We start from the raw sequence: 18,959 nt of genomic DNA on the forward strand, positions 1-18,959 counted from the left end.
CTCCCCTCAGCCCGCGCGGCTCTGCGCACGGTCGATGGCGCGGCGCAGCATCACGGCGGCCACGTGTTTCTTGAATTCGACGGGGCCGCGGTTGTCGGCCACCGGGTCGATCGCCTCGAGCATCGCGGCCACGCACCCGTCGACATCGCCCGAAGCCAGTGCCGCGCTGGCCGCGTCAGACCAGACGGGCGTGTCGGACAGGTTGGTCATCGCCACCGATGCCTGACCGTTGCCAACCATCACTGCGGCAGCCGCGGTTGCGTAGTCGCCGATCTTGCGTTTCTGCTTTTCATAGGCCTGCCCGACACCGGGGCCGGGAACAGGGATGGAAATCCGTGTCAGGATCTCCTCGTCCTCGCGGGCGGTAAAATAGGCCGCCTCGTAGAAATCGCGGGCCGGGACGTTGCGGGTGCCGTCTGGGCCGGACAGTTCGAACGACGCGTTCAGGCACTGCATCAGACCCGGCATGTCATTGCCCGGATCCCCGTTGGCCACGTTCCCGCCGACCGTACCCATGTATCGCACCTGCGGATCCGCGATCTGCAGCGCCGCTTCGCGGATCAGCGGGATCGCGTCGGCCAGACCGTCGTGGGTGATCAATTCGTGCTGCGTGACCATCGCGCCCAGGGTCACAGTATCGGACCCGACCTCAATGCCTTTGAGTTCCTCGATGGCCTGCAGGTCGACCAGATGGCCCATCTCGGCCATGCGCAGCTTCATCATCGGGATCAGGCTGTGCCCGCCTGCGATCACGCGCGCTTCGTCCCCGTGTTCCTGCAGAATGCCGATGGCCGAGGCGACGTCGCCTGGCCGGTGATACTCGAAACCGGCTGGTATCATGTTTTCCTCCCTTGGCCCGTTCACGTCGGGGCCTTGGGATTAAGCAAAGTCCTGAGGGCGTGCGCAGGCTATCGCGCAGGAACGGGGGGCGCGGGTTGTTTCACGAAATGCGAATGGGCTGCACGAGTTGCGATCAGAGGCCCAGCGCCTCGCGGATGTCCGTCAGGCGGGATCGGCTGACCGGCACCTTGCTGAGCGCATCGACCTGGTCGAAATAACAGGTGCCGTTGTCCTTGTGCCGCTCAAACCGGGAAACGTGTCTGGGGTTCACAAGGTAACTTCGGTGGGCCCGCAAAAAGCCGTCTGGTTTCAGGCGGGTTTCGGCCTCGGTGATCGACCAAGGGCAGAACAGTTTCTCGGCGCCCATGTACAAAACGGTGTAGTGCCCCTCGGCCCGAATGGCGGCGACGCGCGCTGGTTCGGTGAAAAAGGTCTGGCCCTCGCGCTCGAACGGGACGCCGGCGCGCAGAGCCGGTTCCGGCTGCGGCGCTTCGACCGCCGGCTCGGGCCCGATAAAGGTGATCCCGGTCAGCAGAAATGCCCCGCAAATCAGGAACACCGCAACGGTCACCCCCATCGCAAGAACCTGATTGTTCAAAGCCGGGCCCGCGCCACCTGCGTTGTCACTGGCGGTAAAATCGGTCAGGCCCGTGGCGACGAAGTGCATGGTGAACACGGCCAGGCCGAAACAGACGGTGCCCAGCAGGATATTGCGCTGGGTGCGATTGTCGTAGGCAACCCAGATCGCCAGCACTGACAGCACCACCGAAGCCACGGTCGCGATCGCAACGTCTGATGCGGTGTAGACGGGGCGGCACAGCTCCATCCCGGCCATGCCGATATAGTGCATCACCACGATACCAAGACCCACGATCACACCCGCGCCGACAATCGTGCCCGGGCTACGCGCGCGAAAATGCAACAGCAGCAGCGCCAGCCCGACCATCAGAATGGCAACCAGGGCCGAGATCAGAGTGATCAACGCGTCATAATAAAAAAGGATCGGCAGTTGCAGGCCCAGCATGGCCACGAAATGCATCGACCAGATGCCGCCGCCCAGAATGACCGCAGCCAGGGCGACGACGAACTTCCGCCTCTGGTCATCCAGCTTTGAAGCACCATGCGTCAGATACAGGCCGGTGAACCCGGCCATGAGTGCGACGGCCAACGAGGCCGCTACGAGCCAAGCGTTATGCGAGTAATCCAGCATTTCGGTTTGCACGCCCTCCCCGACGCGAGAGTGACGTTAGCAAAGCGAAGTGTCTGGGACAATCGGCAGGCGGACCCTGCAGGTCACGGGCCGGCAAACGATCCGCCGCCCGACCATTTCGGCGGGCGGCGGACAGGCAGATCAATCGCTGATCGCGCCTTCTTCGTCACGACGCTGGTGCATCTTGGCCTTGACCCGGGCGCCCACGATCAGGGGCAGGACAAAGCCGATGATCGCGATCGCCCACAACCCGATGGACAGCGGGCTGTCGATCAGGGTCCACCAGTTGCCATTGTCGATGGTCACGGCGCGACGCAGGTTGTTCTCCATCGCGTTGCCCAGCAGGGTACCCAGAATGATCGGCACCAGTGGCACGTCCAGCTTGCGCAGGACCCAGCCCATCACGCCGAACCCGATCATCACCAGCAGGTCAAAGCTGGACCCGGAAATGCCGTAGATGCCGACAAAACTGACCATGGCCACGATCGGCATCAGGATGCGCGACGGGATCATCAGCACGCGGGTGAACAGGCCCACCATGGGGATGTTCATGGCCAGCAGCATGAAGTTGGCGATGAACAGCGCCGCGATCAGGCCCCAAACCACATCCGGATTCTGGGTGAACAGAAGCGGCCCGGGCGTGATGTTCAGCGCCAGCAACACCGCCAGCAGTACCGCCGTGGTACCCGACCCCGGAACGCCCAGCGCCAGCATCGGTACCAATGCGCCTCCGGCGGCGGCGTTGTTGCCAGCCTCGGGCGCGGCCACGCCGCGCGGATCACCGGTGCCAAAGGTGTTTTTCTTGTCCACCAGCCGCTTTTCCATCGAGTACGAAATGAACGACCCCAGTGATGCCCCGGCCCCGGGAAGAACCCCGGCGATGAAGCCCAGGAACGAGGTGCGCAGCATCGTCGGCGTGCAGCTCTTGATCATCGACATCGGAGGGTAGAGCTTGCCGATTTTCAGCTTGCTGCCCTCGGCGTCAGACCCGCCATGCCGGTGTTCGAGGAAAATGAACACCTCGGACAAGGCGAACAGGCCGACGATGGCCACTAGGAAATCGATCCCGTCGTACAGATGCACCTCGCCATAGGTAAAGCGCGGCACGCCCGTTTGGGTATCAACACCGATGGTCGCCAGCCCAAGCCCCAGCGCGGCGGCAAAAGCCGATTTGGCTTGGTTGGTCGACGACACACCGCCCAGCGTCATGAACGCTAGCGCGAAAAGGGCAAAATACTCGGCCGGGCCGAACAGCAGTGCCACTTTGACCAGCTGAGGCGCCAGCAGGATCAGGCCCCAGGTCGCCAGGAACGCGCCGACGAACGAGGCGATACCCGACAGCGAAAGAGCCTCACCCGCCAGACCTTTCTTGGCCATGGGATGCCCATCCAGACAGGTCATCATCGCAGGCTCGTCGCCGGGAATGTTCAGCAGGATCGACGAGATCCGCCCCCCGTACATCGCCCCGTAATAGACACTGGTCAGCAGGATCAGCGACGGCGTCGCGCCCAGCCCCAGCGTGAAGGCCAGCGGGATCAGGATGGCCACGCCGTTCGACGGGCCCAGCCCCGGCAGCGCGCCCATGACCGTACCCAGAAAGCAGCCCAACAGGGCCAGCATCAGGTTCTGCCAAGTCAGCGCGATGGCGAACCCATCGGCCAAGGATGCAAAAGTTTCCATGATCGCCCCCTAGAAACCCAGCGGCCCTTTGGCCAGCGACAGGCCCAGAACCAGGTGGAAAATGACGTAGATGCCAACCGAGGTACCCACGCCGACCAGAACGCTTTCGATCGGGCCGGACCCCAATCGCCAGGCCAGGTAGGCCGCGGCAAAGGCCGTCGCGATGACGAAGCCCAGCTCGGGCAGCAATTCGGCATACAGGATCATGACCACCACCGCGGCGGCGATCTCAACCAGACGGCCAAGGGCCGGCCACTCCGGCTCGGCGTCCGGGCGCAGGGCGATCACCGCGCTGGACACGCCCAGAATGGCGGCGATGATCAAAGGAAAGGCCTTGGGCCCAACGGCATCGGACAGAAAGCTTTCTTCGATCGCCAGCGCGGATATCGCGAAACCAATGGCAAGAAGAAGTCCGACAACCCCGAAGATGCGGTCACTCATCGGTGTCTCCTGTTGTTCGGGAAAAAAGAGTGCGGGCGCCACGCTGTCGCGGCACCCGCCTGCACGTGAGTGGTGCGGTTACTTGATGATCCCGATCTCTTTCGAGATGGTCTGGATCTGACCGACGGACTCGGCAACGAAGTTCTGGAAGTCCTCGCCCTGCAGGTCCAGCGGAGCCAGACCGTTGGCGGCCATCACTTCTTTCCACTCGTCCGACGCATACAGGTCACCGATTTTTGCGACCCAGTCGTTGTAGGCCTCGTCCGACATGCCGCCCGGAGCGTAGAAACCGCGCCAGTTGGCGCCGATGGCATCCACACCCTGTTCCTTGGCGGTCGGGAAGTCAGCGAATTCACCGGGCAGACGCTCGGGCGCCAGAACCGCGATCACTTTGATGTCGCCGGAATCCACGAAACCCTTGGCTTCGGAAATGTCACCGGTAAAGGCCTGGACCGAGCCGGCCAGCAGCTGGGTCACCGCCTCGCCACCGCCGTCAAAGGCGATGTACTTGACCGAGCGGACATCGTCGATGCCATAGGCGTTGGCCGCGATCAGTACCTTCAGGTGGTCCCAGCCGCCCACGGCCGAACCGCCAGCAACCGAAACCGAAGCCGGGTCGGCTTTGATCTGGTCCAGCAGCTCGGGCAGGGTGTTGACGGGGCTATCGGCAGCCACGGCGATCACGCCATAGTCGGCGCCGATCGCGGCCAGCCAGCGGACCTGATCCATGGTGTTGCCCGGATAGGCGCCCTGGGCCAGACGGGTTGCGGTTGCGGCACTTGCGGCGACAATTAGGTTGTTGTCGTCATTGCGCTTGTTCACCACCTCGGCAAAGGCCACGCCACCGCCGCCACCGGCCAGGTTCACGACCTGCATGGTCTGGTCGATCAGGCCCAGATCCTGCAGCGACTTGCCCACCTGACGGCAGGTGAAATCCCAACCACCACCGGGGTTAGCCGGTGCAATACATTCCTGAGCGCTGGCGGCAAAGCCGGTCAGGGCGAATACGGCAGCGGCTACGACGCCGCCGGTTCCAAACAGTTTCATTTGGTTCTCCTCCTAGTGTCTTCTTGGCCTGCTGTTACGCAGACGAAACCGGTCCCTGCAGTGAGTCGGACGCGCAGCCCTTCCTTGCAGGTTGATTTTCTTTAACGAATAATGCTGTCACGAACCTGTCATGTTGCGACGGGCGTTCGGGGGGACAATGCGCGTATTGATGATCGAGGATGCCGAGGATCTGGCCGAGGGCGTTGTGGCCCATCTGGGCCGGTCCGGTGTCGTATGCGATCTGGCGACCTCGGTCGAGGCCGCACGCGATTTCCGCGCGGTCCAGGGCTATGACGCGATCCTGCTGGACATCAACCTGCCCGACGGGTCGGGCCTGGGCTTTCTGGACGAAATCCGTGGCGGGGGTGACCGCATTCCGGTCTTGATGCTGACCGCGCTGACTGCGGTCGAGGACCGGGTCGCCGCGCTGGACAAAGGAGCCGACGATTATCTGGGCAAACCCTTCGACCAACGCGAGCTCGAGGCGCGGCTGCGCGCGCTGGTGCGCCGAGATGCCGACCGCAAAAGCGAACAGATCACGCTGGGCCCGCTGGTCTATGCCCCCAAGGACCGTAGCGCCACGCTGGGCGGCAAACGCCTGAACCTGACCGCACGCGAGGCCGCCGTGCTGGACGCCTTGATCCGGCACGAGGGGCAGTTCCTGTCCAAGGCGCGGCTGTACGACTCGCTTTACGGGTTCGAGGATGCCGATGTGGGCGTGAACGCGATCGAGCTGTATATCGCCCGGCTGCGCAAGAAATTCTCGGGCAGCGGTGTAGCCATCACAACCCAGCGCGGGGTCGGGTACCGGATCGGTCTGCATGGTTAGGCCGCCCCTGCCCCACAGCCTGACCGCCCGGGTGCTGAGCGCGGTGATGCTGATCCTTGTTCTCGGCGGCGTGCTGGTCGGCCTGTCGATCTGGGCCAACGGCCGGTTGGCGGCCCGTCAGGCCTATGACCGGCTGCTGCTGGGCGCGGCCAGCGACATCGCCGAATCCGTGCGCATCCAGGACGGCCAGCCCATCGTCGATCTGCCGGTTTCGGCATTTGAACTGCTGGCCCAGGCCCCGGATGACCGGATCTATTACGCGGTGCGCGGGCCCGACGGGCGCTTTATCACCGGACTGGACCCGGACACGGTGATCGCACCCCCGCAGCCCGTCAGCCAAGCGGCCCAGTATTTCGCGGCAGACCTGAACGGGGAACCAGCCCGGTTCGTCCGTTTGCCCCGCCTGTTCGCCGAGCGCGACTTTTCCGGCGAAGTCGAAATCGTGGTCGGGCAGACCTTGCTGGCGCGGCGCGCGATGACCGCCGGGCTGATGCTGGATGCCCTGCTGCCGATGGCGGCTGCCGGCGCGTTGCTGCTGATCATGTCCTGGTTCGTCACCCGTTCGGCGCTGCGCCCGCTCGAGGCGATGTCGGACGACCTGATCCGCCGCGACCCCTATGACCTGACGCCCGTGGCCAGCGACGGTCTGCCGCGCGAATTGCAGGTCATGATCGCGGCGATGAACCGGTTCATGGGGCGACTGGACCGGCAGGTTCTGTCGATGCGCAACCTGATCGCCGACACCGCCCATCAGTTGCGCACCCCGGTCGCGGCGATCCGGGTCCAGGCCGAAATCGCGCAGGCGGATCCGGATGCCCCAGCTCGCTACCGCGCGCTGGACCGGCTGCTGAATCGCACGCGGTCGCTCGGGACACTTCTGGATCAGCTGTTGTCGCGCGCGATGGTCATCCACCGCATCGACAGCGCCCCGCGCCTGCTGGTCGATCTGCGCGAAGTGGCGCTCGAGGCGCTGGAGCAGAGCGACCACGAGGTGATCGCCCCCGGCGTCGAGGTGCATCTGAAAATCGGGGAAAACCCGGTCTGGGTGCGGGGCGATGCGTTTTCGCTGGGCGAGGCCACCAAGAACCTGCTGGGCAACGCGCTGCGCCACGGCAAGGCCCCGGTCAGCATCGGCGCCAGCCTGGAGGGTGGCCGCGCCGTTCTGTGGGTGCGCGACAGCGGTCCGGGGCCGGAAACGTCGGTCTCTGCCCGGCTGGGCGACCGGTTCAACCGCAACGCAGGCTCGGGCGAGGACAGCAGCGGGCTGGGTCTGTCGATCGTCAAATCCACCGCCGAAGCCTTTGACGGCACCGTCGAGATGACCCGCACCGATGACGGGTTTCGCGTATCGCTGAACTTTCCGGCCGCCACCGAAGGAACAGGCGCATGATACGGTTTCTGATCCCGCTGGCCCTGTGCCTGCTGACGTTGGGTACCCGCACCGCGGCGCAGGAAGCAGTTACCGAATTCGGCACCGGGCCCACCCCCCTGCTTGTGCGCTCGACCACGGATATCGGCATTATCCGCCCGGTGATGGAACAGTTCGCGGCGCAGAACCCAGACCTGACCATCACCTATGAACAATGGGGCTCGAACGCACTGTTCCAGCACAGCAAGACGGCCTGCAAGACCGGCCACAGCCCGGCCGATGCGGTGTTTTCCTCGGCCGTTCAGCAGATGGTCTGGTTGGTCAATGCCGCCTGCGCCCACCGCTACAGCTCGGCCCAGACGCAGGCGCTGCCCCCGGCCCGGCGCTGGCGGGACGAGCTGTGGGGGATCACCACCGAACCCGCGGTCATCGTCTACAACAAGGATCGTCTGGACGATCTGGAGGTGCCGCGCAGCCGCTTTTCCCTACTGGACGCGATGCGCACCCGCCCCGACCTTCTGCGCGGCCGGGTGGCGACCTATGACATCGCAGCCTCAGGGCTGGGATATCTGTTTGCCTATGGAGACAGTCTCGAGGCGACCACCTTCGGGTCACTGATCGAAGGTTTCGCGCGCATAGATGCCATCGCCACCTGTTGTTCCGCCGAGATCATTCGCGACGTTGCCGAGGGCCGGTTCCTGATCGCCTACAACGTGCTTGGCTCATATGTCGCGAATGCACAGGACCCCGCAGTTGGGGTTATCCTGCCCGAGGATTACACCCTCGTCCTGTCCCGCGCCTTTCTGATCCCGAAGAATGCAGGCAACAGCGCTGCCGCAGCACGTTTGCTGGATTTCCTGCTCTCTGCACAGGCGCAGGACTTGCTCGCAACCTCGGGGCTTGTGTCCCGGATGGACTCGGCCGAGACCGGACTGACGCCCAGCGCACGACGGTTCATCCCTTTGTCGCCCGCCCTTCTGGTGGCCAGCGACCCGAACCGCCGGGCAGAGTTGTTCAAACTGTGGAACGACGCGTTCGACGTCGAAACCGCCCGCTAGGCTGGTTTCGGTCCGGCGTCTTCGGTCTCAGGTTCTTCGGGGGCCTGGTCTGCCATGCTGGCATCGAAAATCTCAGGCTCGGGGATATCCGCGATCTCGGCGTCCTCGGCCATATCCGAGCGGTCTTCCAACGCCCCCACGATCAGAGGCAGCATGTGAACACCCGTCGCCGTGGCGATCTCAGGGGTTTTGGGGGTCTGCCAGCTGAGCGTGTCAAAGCTGTGACAGTTGGGGCAGACCGGCGCCCATTCAGCTTGGATGTCATGGCAGTTGTCGCAAACCCATTGCGGCCCGCGCGGCGCATTCAACGCTTTGGCCAGCCAGCCCTGAACCACCGCGTCCGAGGCCCCTTCGCCGCGCTCGATGGCGGCCATCAGGGTATAGGCTCGGGCATCGGCACCTTTCTCGACCACATCTCCAAGCGCCCGGCGGGCCTCGGGAAAGTCTTCGGCGACGATGTTCAGCTCCGCCAAAATCAGGCGGGTTTCCAGATGCTCGGGATGAATGCGCGTCAATGCCGTAAAGCGCTTGACCCGTTCCTCGGCGGTTTCGTCGGGCACGATCTCGGCAAAGGCATGGGCCAGATCCGGATGCGGCTGCGCTTCCCATGCCTTTTTGAGAATCTTTGTCGCGGCGCGCGGCTTGCCCTTGGCGATGTAAGCGCGTGCGGCCATGGCTGCCGCCGGCACCAGGTCGGGTGAGAGGCGGTTCGCCTCGATCGCGCGCTCCTGCTGTTCGACACTGGCGGTTTCATCCAGAATTCCCTTGGCCTCGGACAGCGCCAGAACAGCGTCGCGTCGCTTGTACACATCACGCGGAAGCGCGCCCGACTTCAACTTGGCGGTCAGGGTCGACCGTGCGCCGGCCCAGTCCTGCGCCTTGGTCTGCAGTTTCAGAAGCACATCCTGCGTTTCCTGATGCCGCGGCTTCAGCGCCAGTGCTTTCTCGGCGAGTTTGCGCGCGGTTTCATCATCGCCCTCGGCCAACTTCTGTTTCATGATTCCGCGCACGCCGACGAAACGTGTGGCCTGATCCGTCACCAGTTTCTTGTAGGTTTCCGAGGCCTTCTTGGTGTCACCGACCATTTCGGCCGCCTGGGCCACCAGCAGGTTCGTCAGTTCCGGCTTGTTCAACAGCCGTTCTGCCTTGTGCGCCATCGTCATCGCCGTCCGCCCCTCGCCCGAGGCCAGCGCCATCAATCCGTCAGCCAGCGCCTGATAGCCCCGTTTCTCGCGGCTGCGGTCGAAATAGCGCGAAAGGGCAGTTTCATCACCGTTGAGGAATTTCAGGGTCGCAATCAGCAGGCTGAGCAGCTTGAAGAACAGCCAAACCGCCAGAACCAGCAGGCCCAGAGCGATCACCGATTGCAGCGGGCTGAGCGTGACCTCGGTTCCCATCGCGGTGATCTGGATGCCACCGCTGGTTTCCATCAGAACGCCTGCCCCCATGGCCAGAAGGCCGACGATCGCGACAAAAACCAGGATCTTCAACAATGACCAGAGCATGGCAGGCCCCTCAGTTCGAGTTCACGCTTGTGACAAGCGCATTGGCGGCTTCGACCGCGGATTGGCGGGTTTTGGCAGCCGCGATCCATTCGGCCATGGCTGGCTGCGCCGATTCCGGAAGCGCGCCCAACTCGGTCAAGGCCGTGCCGATGTCACCTTTGCCCAACGCGGCCTCCGCTCGTGACAGGATGGCGTCGGGATCATTGCCATCTTTTGGCGAAACGGACCGGGCACCGGTCTGCCGCTGAAGAAAGGCGACAAGGCCCGTTCCCTTGTCGGCTTCGCGCGCATCTGCCAGCGCAGTTCGGGCGGCAGGCGCAAAACTCTCGCGCAGATCCGTCAGTGTCGGCACACCTTCGCCGGCCGGAGCAGACAGGGCTTCCGGCACCTGCACGCCGCCGGTCTGCAACTGGGCCACCAGATCAGCATAGGGTGCGCCGGCATCCAATTGACCCTGAATCTTGGACAGCACGGCCAGGTTCTCTGCCACCTGTGCCCGGGCCTGGGCCTGCGCGTCCAGGGTTTGCGCTTCGGCGACCATCTTTTCGACTTCGGCACGCTGGGCGGCCAGCGACTCCTGCAGCTTCTTCAGCTCGGCCTCGACGGCCGCAACGGTTTCGGGCGAGGCGGCGTCGGTCAACGGTCGTGCCTCAAGCTGTGCGACGCGTTGCGCCAAGGGGTCAACCTTGCCGGACAGATCGTCGACATTGGATTTGAGCGCGCCAAGATCTCTTTCGATCGGTGTCAGCTTGGCGCTCAGCGCCGCGATTTCAGCGGACGGGTCGGGAACTTCAGACAATTGCTTGCTCAGGTCAGCCAGTTGCTGAGCCTGGTCGGACACCTTGGTCTCAAGCGCTGCAATCGCCTCGGACGGATCGGACCCCGCCGGCCAAAGCAGGTCGCTGCGTCCGGCAGCGAACCCCAGCGCCGCCGCGATGACGCCACCAATCAGCGCCGGCATGAACCCGCTTCGCTTGGCCTCAGTTTGCGGATCGGTTGCCGTAGCCCGATCGGCTTCGGCTTCGGCTTCGGCTTCGGCTTCGGCTTCGGCTTCGGCTTCGGCTTCGGCTTCGGCTTCGGCTTCGGCTTCGGCTTCGGAAGGGCTTTGTTCAACCCGATCTTCCGGGTCAAGCGTGTAGGCGTCAGTCTTGGCGTCGACCGCTTCGGGCACCTCATCGACCTTGGGGTCGTCGGCCGGTTTCTGGTCTGTGTCTTTCTTGGCAGCCACCGTCACTTCCCCCTGTCGATTCCCATAAAACCTGACGCTCAGACGCGTCCAAGTTAATCCGCGCCCATCGCACCCTCAAGCCGGATCGCGTATTTAACGAGTTTTTTCACGGCTTTCCGCATTTTCTTGGGCGTCGGGCGTTTGGCAATCCGCAAACAGGCAATCGCCAAGTTTTCAAGGGGCTCGGCGGTCGGTCCGCTCATCGCGGCGACCAAAAGCGGCGCCGGTCCGGGCCAAAGGTCGGCAAATTGTCGCGCGGTCCGCGGCGAGAACAAGGGCGCAATCACCGGGGCCGAACCAACCGCAGCCGCCCGGGCCTCGGGCGTCAAAGGCAGAAAATGCTGGCGATAGACCGGCTGTTCCCGCACGGTCAGGCCCAGTTCGGTCAGCCGGGCCGCGATGTTTCCCCGGCTGTGTTCGCCGCGCAGATGCAGCAGCGGGCTGTCCGGGCGCTCTTTGAGCAGTTTGGCGACCAGTTCCTCGGCGGTTTCGCCGGCCATTCGGGCATCCCACCCGGCCTGGCGGGCCGTTTCGGTGGTGGCCGGCCCCACGCAATAGGCGGGTAGATCCCGGCGCACATCCTGCGCCGCGGCGGCCGCCACGCCATTGGCCGAGGTGAAGATCAGGCCCCGAATTCCAGTCGTGTCCACCGCCTGTTCCATCGGTCGGATATCCAGCAGCGGGGAATAGACCACCTGAACCCGCGACCGCAAACGTTCGGGCAGCTGCGCCACGAACCTTTCCGAGGCGGCGCGGGGGCGGGTCATCAACAGGTACACGGGCGGGCGTTCGGGCCTTGAGGATTGTTTGCTGCGGCGCGGGGTGATACCCCGCGACCAGATCATGATGCAATGGTTCAGGCCGATGGTGCAAACACTTACCGTTCTGGGATTGGAAAGCAGCTGCGACGACACGGCGGCGGCCGTGGTGCGGCAGACCGAGGGCGAACCGGTGCAGGTTCTGTCTTCGGTCGTGCATGGCCAGACGGACCTGCACAGTGCCTTTGGCGGCGTAGTGCCCGAGATCGCGGCCCGCGCGCATGCCGAAAAGCTGGATGTCTGCGTGCAGCAGGCTTTGGAGCAGGCGGGCCTGACCCTGCAGGACATGGACGCTGTGGCCGTAACCGCCGGGCCAGGGCTGATCGGCGGGGTCATGTCCGGCGTGATGTGCGCCAAGGGGATCAGCGCGGCCACCGGTCTGCCGCTGATCGGCGTCAACCACCTGGCCGGCCATGCGCTGACCCCGCGCCTGACGGACGGGATCGCCTTTCCCTACCTGATGCTGCTGGTGTCCGGCGGGCACTGCCAATACCTGATCGCCCACGGTCCCGAGCGGTTCACCCGGCTGGGCGGCACCATCGACGACGCCCCGGGTGAAGCATTCGACAAGACCGCGCGCCTGCTGGGCCTGCCCCAGCCCGGTGGCCCCTCGGTCGAGGCCGAGGCGCGCGAGGGCGACCCCAAACGCTTTCGCTTCCCGCGGCCGCTGCTGGACCGGCCCGGATGCGATCTGTCCTTTTCCGGTCTCAAGACCGCCTTGATGCGGATGCGCGACCAGATCGTGGCCGAAAAAGGCGGGCTGACGCGTCAGGACCGCGCCGATCTGTGCGCCGGGTTCCAGCAGGCGGTTGTGGATACGCTGGCCGAAAAGACCCGCCGCGCCATCGCCCTGTATCTTGAAACCAACCCGGCCGAGCCGGTCATCACCGTGGCCGGGGGCGTTGCGGCAAATACGGCCATTCGGTCTGCGTTAGAGTCTGTTTCCGCGGATGTCGGCGCGCGGTTTACCGCCCCTCCGCTGCACCTGTGCACCGACAATGCCGCGATGATCGCCTATGCGGGATTGGAACGGTTCCGGCTGGGCGCGCGTGACGGGCTGGACCTGACCGCCCGTCCCCGCTGGCCCCTGGACCAGACTAGCCCGGCCATGCTGGGCGGCGGGCGCAAGGGGGCCAAGGCATGAGCGTCTCGGTCCTTGGGTCGGGCGCCTTCGGAACCGCGCTGGCGATCTCACTGGCGGGCAAGGGTCCGGTCACCTTGTGGGCCCGGTCGGACGAACAGGCGCAGACGATGCAGGCGACCCGCCGCAACGACGCCCGCCTGCCGGGTGTCACCCTGCCCGACGCCATCACGGTGACCGCTGAAATCACGCTGGCCTGTCAAAGCGACGTGTTGCTGTTGGCGGTGCCCATGCAAAAGCTGCGCGATGTCCTGTCGGACCATGCGGCGGACCTGCAGGGTCGCACCCTTGTGGCCTGTTGCAAGGGTATCGAGCTAGCCACCGGCCTGGGTCCGATTGCCGTGATCGAACAGGTGCTGCCCAGCGCCTGCACCGCCCTGCTGACCGGGCCCAGCTTTGCCGATGACATTGCCCGCGGGTTGCCGACGGCGCTGACACTGGCCTGCGCCGACGTGGATTTGGGCACCCGGCTGCAACAGGCCCTGACCACCGCCAACCTGCGGCTCTACCGAACCACCGACGTGACCGGGGCCGAACTGGGCGGCGCACTGAAGAACGTGATGGCCATCGCCTGCGGAGCCTGCATCGGCGCGGGTCTGGGGGACAGCGCCCGCGCGGCCCTGATGACCCGCGGCTTTGCCGAGATGCAGCGCTTTGCCGCGATGCGCGGCGCCCGGCCCGAGACCCTGATGGGCCTGTCGGGTCTGGGCGATCTGGTCCTGACCTGCTCGTCCGACCTGTCGCGCAACTTCCGGTTCGGCCTGTCGCTGGGCCGCAACGAGACCTTTGACGCCGCGACCACCGTCGAAGGCGTGGCCACGGCAAATGCCATGGCCGCCATCGCCGCGACCGAGGCGCTGGACATGCCCATATGCCAGACGGTGGCGCAGCTCAGCCGTGGCGCCTACAGTGTCGCCGAGGCCCTGCAATCCCTGCTCAATCGCCCACTCAAGGAGGAATGACATGCTTATCGCCCTGATCGCCCGCGACAAGGACGGCGCGCTGCAGACCCGGCTGGACAACCGCGCCGCGCACCTGGCTTACATCGAAGAAACCGGCGTGGTCGCACAGGCCGGGCCGCTGTTGGACGGCGATGCCATGATCGGATCTCTGGTCATCCTGGATGTGGAGGATCTGGCTGCCGCGCAGGCCTGGGCCGACAACGACCCCTATGCCAAGGCCGGTCTGTTCAAATCGGTCGAACTGATCCCGTGGAAAAAGGTCATCGGCTGATGGCGTATTGGCTGTTCAAATCCGAACCGTCGACCTGGAGTTGGGACCAGCAGGTCGCCAAGGGCGACGCGGGCGAGGAATGGGACGGGGTGCGCAACTATCAGGCCCGCAATTTCATGCGGCAGATGAAGCTGGGCGACCGGGGGTTTTTCTATCATTCGCAGAAGGACAAAGCGATCGTCGGCATCGTCGAGGTCTGCGCCGAGGCCCACCCCGACAGCACCACCGATGACGACCGGTGGGACTGCGTGGACATCAAGGCGGTGCGCCCCTTCGCCAAACCGGTCACGCTGGACCAGATCAAGGCCAATCCACGGCTGGCCGATATGGTGCTGGTCAAGAACTCGCGCCTGTCGGTGCAGCCCGTCTCGGATGCCGAATGGGCGGTGATCTGCGAACTGGGCCAGACCCGGGCGGATTGAGAAAAAAGGGAAGGCCCTGACGATGCAGAACCTTCCCTACCCCGCGTGCTCCCTACTCACCACACGCAAAGAAATCTCTGGTTCTGACCGTCCTGGTCACGGGTTGAATGTAGCCCAAGGCGCAGCGGTTTTTCAAACATGAAATCAATAGATTATGATTCAAATGCAAAACGCCCGCCGAACCAGTCGGGCGGGCGTTTCCGAATGTCGCGGCGCGATCAGCCGTAGACAGACTCTTTGCCGAAATGCTTGGTCAGCATGTAATAGACCACCGCGCGGTATTTGTTGCGCTCGGACATGCCATAGGTCTCCATGACCTTGTTGATCGCTGCCATCAGCTCGGGACCATCCGACAGGCCCAGTTTCTTGATCAGAAAGTTGTTCTTGACGGTCTCCAGCTCACCTTCCTGGCTGGCGGCCACGGTCGCGGCATCCGCGTCATAGATGGCCGGGCCGCATCCAATGGTAACCTTGGTCAGCAGGTCCATGTCCGGCGTCACACCGCATTTGTTCTTCAGATCATCCGCGTATTTGGCGATCAACTCGTCACGTTTTCCCATTGTCCTCTCCTGTGTGGGTTGGGTTCCGGCCTTTGCGGCGCTGGCTGAACGGTAACGGCTGACAGCTTTTCAACAAAGGGAAAAATCCCACGGTTTCCCCCCAAGGCAGGGATACGCGCACCCGCGGGTTGATCATTGTTTCACTTTTATTTAACATTTTAGTTAATCATTGAGTCGAGGAGACTGCCATGACCATCGCCCTGCCCAACGAAAGCGCTGAGTACCGAACCGCCCGAAATGCCCTGCTGGCCGCCGAAGCCGATCTGCGTGCGCGGGTCGAGGAAGTGGCCGCGCTGCGCCGGACCTTGCCCAAGGGCGGCCAAATCCCGCAGGATTACGCTTTTCGGGACCTCGGGGGCAATATTGCCCCGATTTCAAGCCTGTTCGGTGATCATGACACTCTGGTCGTGTATTCGCTGATGTTTGGCCCCAAGGCGCAGGACCCCTGCCCCATGTGCTCGGCCTTTCTGGACGGGCTGACCGGGCAGGTCGCACATCTGACCCGAAAAACCGCCTTTGCGGTCGTGGCGCAGAATACACCGGATGCCTTGGCTGCGCTGAGCCAGCGCATGGGCTGGCAGGATCTGCCGCTCTATTCCGCGTTGGATACGACGTACCAGCAAGACTATCTGGCCGAGACCGAGGACGGAAACCAGTTGCCGATTCTGAACGTGTTTCAACGCGATGCGCAGGGAATCCACCATTTCTGGAGCTCCGAGCTGTTCTTTCAGCCCAGCGACTGGCATCCACGTCATGTCGATGCAGCATGGCCCCTGTGGAACATTCTGGACCTGACGCCGCAGGGGCGCGGCGATTTCGTGCCGCCGCTCCGCTGACCGCAACAAAAAAGGCGGCCCAGATGGCCGCCTTTTCCGCGAATTTCTGACGGATCAATACCGGTAGTGCTCGGGCTTGAACGGGCCTTCGGGCGTGACGCCGATGTAGTCCGCCTGTTCCTTGTCCAGCTTGGTCAGCTTGACGCCGATCCGGTCCAGATGCAGGCGTGCGACCTTCTCGTCCAGATGCTTGGGCAGGATATAGACCTTGTTCTCGTACTGGTCGCCTTTGGTGAACAGTTCGATCTGGGCCAGAACCTGGTTGGTGAACGAGGCCGACATCACGAAGGACGGATGACCGGTGGCATTGCCGAGGTTCAGCAGACGGCCTTCGGAAAGCAGGATGATGCGGTTGCCCGAAGGCATCTCGATCATGTCCACCTGGTCCTTGATGTTGGTCCATTTGTGATTTTTCAGGCTGGCCACCTGAATTTCGTTGTCGAAATGGCCGATATTGCCGACGATGGCCATGTCCTTCATCTCGCGCATGTGCTCGATGCGGATCACGTCCTTGTTGCCGGTGGTGGTGATGAAGATGTCGGCGGTCGAAACCACGTCTTCCAGCAGAACCACCTCATACCCGTCCATCGCGGCCTGCAGGGCGCAGATCGGGTCAACCTCGGTCACTTTCACACGGGCACCGGCGCCGCGCAGGGACGCGGCCGAGCCTTTGCCCACGTCGCCATAACCGCAGACCACGGCAACCTTGCCGGCCATCATCGTGTCGGTGGCGCGGCGGATGCCATCGACCAGCGATTCCTTGCAGCCGTACTTGTTGTCGAATTTCGACTTGGTGACGCTGTCGTTCACGTTGATCGCCGGGAATGGCAGGTGGCCGTCCTTGACCAGCTGATACAGGCGGTTGACGCCGGTGGTGGTTTCCTCGGACACGCCCTTGATCTGATCGCGTACCTTGGTGAACCAACCCGGGCTTGCGGCCATCCGCTTCTTGATCTGCGCCTTGATGACCTCTTCCTCTTCCGAGGACGGGACGGGGATGATGTCCTCGCCCGCTTCGGCGCGCGCGCCCAGCAGGATGTACAGCGTGGCGTCGCCGCCATCATCCAGGATCATATTCGGGCCGTCTTCGAACAGGAAAGACTTGTCGAGATAGTCCCAGTGCTCTTCCAGAGTCTGGCCCTTGATGGCAAAGACCGGAATGCCCGCCTCGGCGATGGCCGCCGCCGCGTGGTCCTGGGTCGAAAAGATGTTGCACGACGCCCAGCGCACGTCCGCGCCCAGCGCGACCAGCGTCTCGATCAGAACGGCGGTCTGGATCGTCATGTGCAACGACCCAACGATGCGCGCCCCTTTCAGCGGCTTGCTGTCGCCGTATTCCGCACGCAGAGCCATCAGGCCCGGCATTTCGGTTTCCGCGATATCCAGTTCCTTGCGGCCGAACCCGGCCAGTGAAATGTCTTTGACGATGTAGTCGCCAGCCATCAGATGCTCCATTCCGATCAACAACGGTTTGGGCAGCCCCTAACACCGTTGGGGAAAAGTGGCAATGTGGGTGGCAGTGGACCGCGAGCGGCGCTCAGTTCAACTGGGCGTCCCCTCGGCTTGAATCTTTGGGATCGCTTCAAAGAAATCGGTGCCGGCGGCGACAATGCAGCTGATGCCGTTGGCGTGGGTCACCAGAACGGTATAGGTCCCGCTTTCGCGTGAGGCCCATACCTCCATGACCGTTTGTCCGCCTCGCGAGTTCTGCAAGCCGCCAAAGGCAAGCTCCTCTGAATAGGATTGCTGCAGTTTGGCAATCACATCTCCGCGCAAGGCACAGTTCTGTGCCAATGCAGGCGGCGCTGCCGCAGCCATTCCAAAGACAAGTGCCAGTCCGAATACACGCTTGAACATGACAGGCTCCTTTCGGTTGGGTTTCAATCCGAGAGGGGCACACTGGGAGGAGCGCGTGCCCCCCTCAGTCTTCATGTCGTGATCACAAGGTGCCGGTTCAAAGCACGATTGCTCAAGAAATTGTTGGCAGCCAGTGATCAGGATGGCTTAAGTATAGCATAAAACCGGGTCACAGGCACGGTGGACAAGATGGGGCATGGCGGAATGGCAACACAACCCAGGGCATGGCAACGGATGCTGTCGGGCCGCAGGCTGGACCTGCTGGACCCGACACCGGTGGATATCGAGATCGAGGATATCGCCCATGGTCTGGCTTTCGTGGCGCGCTGGAACGGCCAGACGGCGGGTGATTTCGCCTATTCCGTGGCCGAGCATTCCCTGCTGGTCGAAGAGCTGTTCGGCCGGATCGCCCCCAAGGCGCCAGTGAAATGGCGGCTGGCGGCGCTGCTGCACGATGCGCCGGAATATGTGATCGGCGACATGATCTCGCCGGTGAAGGCCGCGGTCGGCCCGGGTTACGGCGCGCTGGACGACCGGCTGGCGGCGGCAATCCACATCCGCTTCGGCCTGCCCGCCGCGGTGCCGAAAACGGTGAAACGTCAGATCAAGAAAGCCGACAAAATCAGCGCGTGGATGGAGGCCACCCAGATCGCGGGGTTTTCCGAGGCCGAGGCAACCAAGTTCTTTGGCCGACCGGACGCGGCGGTGATGGAGAGGTTGCAGATCACACTCAGGCCACCGGTTGAGGTTCGGCAGGCATATACGGCGCGGCACGCGGAGCTGTTGGCGGAGCTATGAAACTCGAATGGTAACGGAATCTTGCTTGCCCCCAGCCGCATATTTGCCTTTGCGGCGCCCACGCAGTCCGTGTGTCTAAACTCCGAA

Annotated in this window: 20 protein-coding genes; 9 read left to right on the plus strand and 11 right to left on the minus strand. The window is 63.7% G+C overall.

What is annotated here, in order from left to right; all coding sequences use genetic code 11:
- Positions 1–6: 6 nt before the first annotated feature.
- The 5 genes from GOW72_RS00230 to GOW72_RS00250 form a co-directional block, all read right to left on the minus strand.
- A complete protein-coding gene (locus GOW72_RS00230) occupies positions 7–840 on the minus strand; it encodes an FAD binding domain-containing protein (protein ID WP_170364284.1) in 834 nt (277 codons plus the stop codon).
- 133 nt (positions 841–973) lie between these two features.
- The gene (locus GOW72_RS00235; RefSeq protein ID WP_170365947.1) at positions 974–2,050 is read right to left on the minus strand and encodes an MHYT domain-containing protein; all 1,077 of its coding nucleotides are present in this window, start codon (positions 2,048–2,050) and stop codon (positions 974–976) included.
- A gap of 141 nt (positions 2,051–2,191) precedes the next feature.
- Entirely contained in the window at positions 2,192–3,730 is a 1,539-nt protein-coding gene (locus GOW72_RS00240; RefSeq protein WP_170361033.1) for a tripartite tricarboxylate transporter permease, read from the minus strand.
- Positions 3,731–3,739: 9 nt separating this feature from the next.
- Complete coding sequence (locus GOW72_RS00245; protein WP_170340610.1) at positions 3,740–4,171, minus strand: tripartite tricarboxylate transporter TctB family protein; 432 nt, start codon at positions 4,169–4,171, stop codon at positions 3,740–3,742.
- A 78-nt stretch (positions 4,172–4,249) separates the two neighbouring features.
- Positions 4,250–5,218, minus strand: coding sequence for a Bug family tripartite tricarboxylate transporter substrate binding protein (locus GOW72_RS00250; protein ID WP_170361035.1), 969 nt, complete (start codon positions 5,216–5,218; stop codon positions 4,250–4,252).
- Between the two features lie 157 nt (positions 5,219–5,375).
- On the opposite strand from GOW72_RS00250, the gene GOW72_RS00255 reads away from it, so the two are divergent.
- Genes GOW72_RS00255 through GOW72_RS00265 form a run of 3 tightly spaced genes read left to right on the plus strand, consistent with a single transcriptional unit; the run spans position 5,376 to position 8,474 of the window.
- Entirely contained in the window at positions 5,376–6,047 is a 672-nt protein-coding gene (locus GOW72_RS00255) for a response regulator transcription factor (RefSeq protein WP_093963855.1), read from the plus strand.
- Entirely contained in the window at positions 6,040–7,437 is a 1,398-nt protein-coding gene (locus GOW72_RS00260) for a sensor histidine kinase (RefSeq protein ID WP_170364286.1), read from the plus strand. Before GOW72_RS00255 ends, GOW72_RS00260 begins: the two co-directional genes overlap by 8 nt.
- Positions 7,434–8,474, plus strand: coding sequence for an ABC transporter substrate-binding protein (locus tag GOW72_RS00265; protein WP_170364288.1), 1,041 nt, complete (start codon positions 7,434–7,436; stop codon positions 8,472–8,474). Before GOW72_RS00260 ends, GOW72_RS00265 begins: the two co-directional genes overlap by 4 nt.
- Here GOW72_RS00265 and GOW72_RS00270 read toward each other — a convergent pair.
- From GOW72_RS00270 to GOW72_RS00280, 3 genes are read right to left on the minus strand one after another with little or no spacing between them, the layout of a single operon-like run.
- Positions 8,471–9,979 carry a heme biosynthesis protein HemY gene (locus GOW72_RS00270; protein ID WP_170364300.1) on the minus strand — a complete coding sequence of 503 codons (1,509 nt, stop codon included), beginning with the start codon at positions 9,977–9,979 and terminating at the stop codon, positions 8,471–8,473. The two genes, GOW72_RS00265 and GOW72_RS00270, sit on opposite strands and share 4 nt — an antisense overlap.
- Before the next feature lie 10 nt (positions 9,980–9,989).
- Positions 9,990–11,207: a COG4223 family protein gene (locus GOW72_RS00275; protein ID WP_170364303.1), complete on the minus strand. Its 1,218-nt coding sequence runs from the start codon at positions 11,205–11,207 to the stop codon at positions 9,990–9,992.
- Positions 11,208–11,260: 53 nt separating this feature from the next.
- A complete protein-coding gene (locus GOW72_RS00280; RefSeq protein WP_244952292.1) occupies positions 11,261–12,052 on the minus strand; it encodes a uroporphyrinogen-III synthase in 792 nt (263 codons plus the stop codon).
- 19 nt (positions 12,053–12,071) lie between these two features.
- Here GOW72_RS00280 and tsaD point away from each other — a divergent pair, with 19 nt between their 5' ends.
- Genes tsaD through GOW72_RS00300 form a run of 4 tightly spaced genes read left to right on the plus strand, consistent with a single transcriptional unit; the run spans position 12,072 to position 14,821 of the window.
- Entirely contained in the window at positions 12,072–13,169 is a 1,098-nt protein-coding gene (gene tsaD, locus GOW72_RS00285) for a tRNA (adenosine(37)-N6)-threonylcarbamoyltransferase complex transferase subunit TsaD (RefSeq protein WP_170364306.1), read from the plus strand.
- The gene (locus GOW72_RS00290; protein WP_170364308.1) at positions 13,166–14,128 is read left to right on the plus strand and encodes an NAD(P)H-dependent glycerol-3-phosphate dehydrogenase; all 963 of its coding nucleotides are present in this window, start codon (positions 13,166–13,168) and stop codon (positions 14,126–14,128) included. The genes tsaD and GOW72_RS00290 overlap by 4 nt, the downstream gene beginning before the upstream one ends.
- A 1-nt stretch (position 14,129) precedes the next feature.
- Positions 14,130–14,399, plus strand: coding sequence for a YciI family protein (locus tag GOW72_RS00295; RefSeq protein ID WP_170364310.1), 270 nt, complete (start codon positions 14,130–14,132; stop codon positions 14,397–14,399).
- Positions 14,399–14,821, plus strand: coding sequence for an EVE domain-containing protein (locus GOW72_RS00300; RefSeq protein ID WP_170363932.1), 423 nt, complete (start codon positions 14,399–14,401; stop codon positions 14,819–14,821). Before GOW72_RS00295 ends, GOW72_RS00300 begins: the two co-directional genes overlap by 1 nt.
- A gap of 218 nt (positions 14,822–15,039) precedes the next feature.
- On the opposite strand, the gene GOW72_RS00305 is transcribed toward GOW72_RS00300, so the two are convergent.
- Entirely contained in the window at positions 15,040–15,381 is a 342-nt protein-coding gene (locus tag GOW72_RS00305; RefSeq protein ID WP_093963863.1) for a DUF2853 family protein, read from the minus strand.
- 188 nt (positions 15,382–15,569) lie between these two features.
- Here GOW72_RS00305 and GOW72_RS00310 point away from each other — a divergent pair, with 188 nt between their 5' ends.
- A complete protein-coding gene (locus GOW72_RS00310) occupies positions 15,570–16,217 on the plus strand; it encodes a DUF899 family protein (protein ID WP_170364312.1) in 648 nt (215 codons plus the stop codon).
- Between the two features lie 54 nt (positions 16,218–16,271).
- Here GOW72_RS00310 and ahcY read toward each other — a convergent pair whose 3' ends face one another.
- Positions 16,272–17,660 (minus strand): adenosylhomocysteinase, encoded by a 1,389-nt coding sequence (gene ahcY / locus GOW72_RS00315; RefSeq protein WP_170342574.1) that lies wholly within the window; start codon positions 17,658–17,660, stop codon positions 16,272–16,274.
- Positions 17,661–17,759: 99 nt separating this feature from the next.
- Entirely contained in the window at positions 17,760–18,074 is a 315-nt protein-coding gene (locus tag GOW72_RS00320) for a hypothetical protein (protein WP_170361060.1), read from the minus strand.
- A gap of 204 nt (positions 18,075–18,278) precedes the next feature.
- On the opposite strand from GOW72_RS00320, the gene GOW72_RS00325 reads away from it, so the two are divergent.
- Positions 18,279–18,872 (plus strand): HD domain-containing protein, encoded by a 594-nt coding sequence (locus tag GOW72_RS00325; RefSeq protein ID WP_170361062.1) that lies wholly within the window; start codon positions 18,279–18,281, stop codon positions 18,870–18,872.
- Positions 18,873–18,959 lie beyond the last annotated feature (87 nt).

Source organism: Ruegeria arenilitoris, assembly GCF_013032855.1.
Taxonomy (GTDB): Bacteria; Pseudomonadota; Alphaproteobacteria; order Rhodobacterales; family Rhodobacteraceae; genus Ruegeria; species Ruegeria arenilitoris.